At 50.5% G+C, this 1,308-nt stretch carries 2 protein-coding genes; one reads left to right on the forward strand and one right to left on the reverse strand.

All coding sequences use genetic code 11. From position 1 onward, the window contains the following. Positions 1–376: 376 nt before the first annotated feature. The gene (locus V6D20_17855) at positions 377–661 is read left to right on the forward strand and encodes a hypothetical protein (protein HEY9817648.1); all 285 of its coding nucleotides are present in this window, start codon (positions 377–379) and stop codon (positions 659–661) included. Here V6D20_17855 and V6D20_17860 read toward each other — a convergent pair. Continuing rightward, positions 646–942 carry a hypothetical protein gene (locus V6D20_17860; GenBank protein ID HEY9817649.1) on the reverse strand — a complete coding sequence of 99 codons (297 nt, stop codon included), beginning with the start codon at positions 940–942 and terminating at the stop codon, positions 646–648. The genes V6D20_17855 and V6D20_17860 overlap by 16 nt on opposite strands. Positions 943–1,308 lie beyond the last annotated feature (366 nt).

Consider the following 1,308-nt stretch of genomic DNA (forward strand, 5'->3'; position numbering starts at 1 on the left):
GATGATGCCTAGACCTTTTAGTCCAGCTAAGTCATCAGGAGATAGTAGGTTGGTGGAGGGTTGAAATTCACCCAATTCTAAACGTATCCCGCGAAGTGTGCCTTGGGCAGGTGCTTTAGATGCTCCAAACCCCTGTGCTGATTTACGTGCCATAACATGCTGAGCAAAAAATGTGGACTAAGCAAAAAAATGATTTTCAATTACCCCTTTCATCTCATTTTATTTCATATAATTAGTCTTATTAACGAATAAATTGGTATTAGTGTATCGGGGAGTTTAGACGAGAATGTCTGGGATATAGGTTGATGGCTACTAAGCTGGGTAGACAAGCTGTTCATGCTAAGACGTTCATGGCTGCCAGTGGATAGATGGCGATATGTGTACCATCGTATCAAAGATAGGGATTGTCGATAACGCCGAAGCGCGCATTCCCCTAAGGTCGGTTACCCCCAACCTTTTGCTTCACAACCGGGCGTTGCGCATGGATGATGTGCTCTACAACCAGTCTACGGCGGCTCAAGCCTGGCTGGATGATTGTTTCCGGACGGCATCGACGCTGAAACAGTATCAGCGCACCGTCCGCATCGCAGCGGCATTGAATGCGGCATTGAATTCTGATACCCCGCCCGCTTGCGGCGGGATAGTTCATGCATGCGGTTGAGCGATCGCAGGCGTCTCAGGTGCAGCTATCATGCTGTCGTCCAATAGTTCAATAGACTCTAGAGCGATCGCGGCTGGCGTAGTCAATGGCTGCAGTTCAACCGGTTCAACGGGTGCACGTTCAGCCGTTGGCAATTGGGCGATCGGTTGGGCTGCCGAGTTCGACGTTTGGGTGCGTAGCCGTCGCGAGACATAGGCCGCAAATTGTACGGGGAGCCACAGTGCTGTGAAGATGAGCGTTGCAGCAAAAGCAGTATCTAAAGCAGTGTTGATCCATTCCATAGGACAGGGGTATGAGTTCAGCGTGTTGGCGGTACGTTTTTATCGCCACCCAAATTATACCTGGTAAACCGGGAACCCTGTAACAGGGAGGTGTTTCTATTGTTCTGGATGTTGGGGGCGATCGCTGGGTGTGCGATCGTCTTATAGTTCCCGGTAAACTTGTAAAGGTGAAGAGCAGTCAACGGGAGGCATGAGCATGGCCAAGACCAAAGGAGCCAAAGGCGGCAATCCTGATCCGGTTCAGACTGAAGCGTTTAAGTCCCAGATCAAGCCATCGGCTGCCGATGTTGATGAGCCGTTAGCTAAGAAACCGCTGGCGGTGAAGTTGCCTGCGAGTCATGATGCAATTGTGAGGGCCATGGACAA

The organism is Candidatus Obscuribacterales bacterium (assembly GCA_036703605.1).
In the GTDB taxonomy this organism is placed as follows: Bacteria; Cyanobacteriota; Cyanobacteriia; order RECH01; family RECH01; genus RECH01.

What these genes read in the sequence shown, in the direction of transcription:
- V6D20_17855 (HEY9817648.1), top strand. Translation starts at nt 377, where the DNA reads ATGTGTACCATCGTATCAAAGATAGGGATTGTCGATAACGCCGAAGCG.
- V6D20_17860 (HEY9817649.1), bottom strand. Translation starts at nt 942, where the DNA reads ATGGAATGGATCAACACTGCTTTAGATACTGCTTTTGCTGCAACGCTC.